The organism is Pseudomonas jilinensis (genome assembly GCF_003586265.1).
Classification (GTDB): domain Bacteria; phylum Pseudomonadota; class Gammaproteobacteria; order Pseudomonadales; family Pseudomonadaceae; genus Halopseudomonas; species Halopseudomonas phragmitis.
Genome location: NZ_QJSA01000043.1, coordinates 1 through 1,077, shown reverse-complemented (window position 1 = coordinate 1,077; position 1,077 = coordinate 1). Strand labels below are relative to the sequence as shown.

The 1,077-nt window shown below is 56.7% G+C and carries 1 protein-coding gene; it reads right to left on the bottom strand.

Annotated features, from left to right (window positions below; all coding sequences use genetic code 11):
* Positions 1-191 precede the first annotated feature (191 nt).
* Positions 192-1,077: carboxylesterase family protein (locus tag C2846_RS18465; protein ID WP_165443870.1), on the bottom strand; the 886-nt coding region annotated here is incomplete at its 5' end.

The following is a 1,077-nucleotide window of genomic DNA, read 5'->3' as shown; positions in this document are numbered from 1 at the left end:
GGGCTATCGACAAAGGTACCGGTTTGTACCTGGGGGCCGGATCGGGATGATGACGATGAACCGCCGAGGCAGCCACTCAAGGCCAGAAACAGCGGAGCGAAAGTGATCCCGATCAGGACCGGAGAGAACCGCGGGCGTGTTTTGATACGGTAAGTCATGATTGCCTCCATTCTTGTTGTTATAACGGCCTGTTAACGGAAGATGTCCGCCAGGTTGTCTTTGACATCCACTCCATCGCTCAACTCGACATAGCTCTGGCTACCCGCATCGTAAATCGGGAAGTCGATCTCACCCGGAATGCTCGGGTCCCCGGTCTTGGCGAAGTTGGTCCAGATAGTCATCATTCGATCAATCACCACCTCATCCACCTGATCAAAACCGGCAGATGCAAAAATATCGTCCGGGTCACCCTGCGAGCCGCTGATACCGTTGCCGTTCAGGTCACCAATCACCAGCGACTCTCCAGTGGCCGGATCAATCACCAAGCCCAGTTGGTAGTGGGTAATCACGCTTTCAGGCATGTTGAACAGATAAGCCAGTTCAGCGGCGTGATAAGCCTCTACACCACGCGCTTTCCAACCGGCAGGCTGATGGCTGAACAGCACGGCGTAATGATTGGAACTACTCAGCGGCGCCATCCAGGGGAACACCTCCCGCACCGTATAGATTGGATCGGGCGTGTCATTGGTGTTGATCAGGAACATGAAGGGCACATCGTTCTGGATGCCGCTTTCAAAACTGACTCGCTCGGCATGGGGCTGGTAGTAGTTGTCGATATTGGTATAAGGCACCAGCGGTGCCGCTGCCGCCACCACTTGCAACCAGGTGCGCTGACGCATTTCCTCCAACGAGGCCGCGCCGAGCCGGCTCTGCAACTGACTGCCGATTTCCTCGGCCGCGCTCAGGCTGCGAGTATCCGGGAACAGCGTGCCGCTCTGACTGACCGCCCGGTGAAAAAGGCCCTTGGCCTGAGGCGAAGCCATCAGCGACAGTACCTTGCGACCACCTCCAGACTCACCAAAAATGGTAACGTTGCCTGGGTTGCCGCCAAAAGCAGCGATATTGTCCCGTACCCAC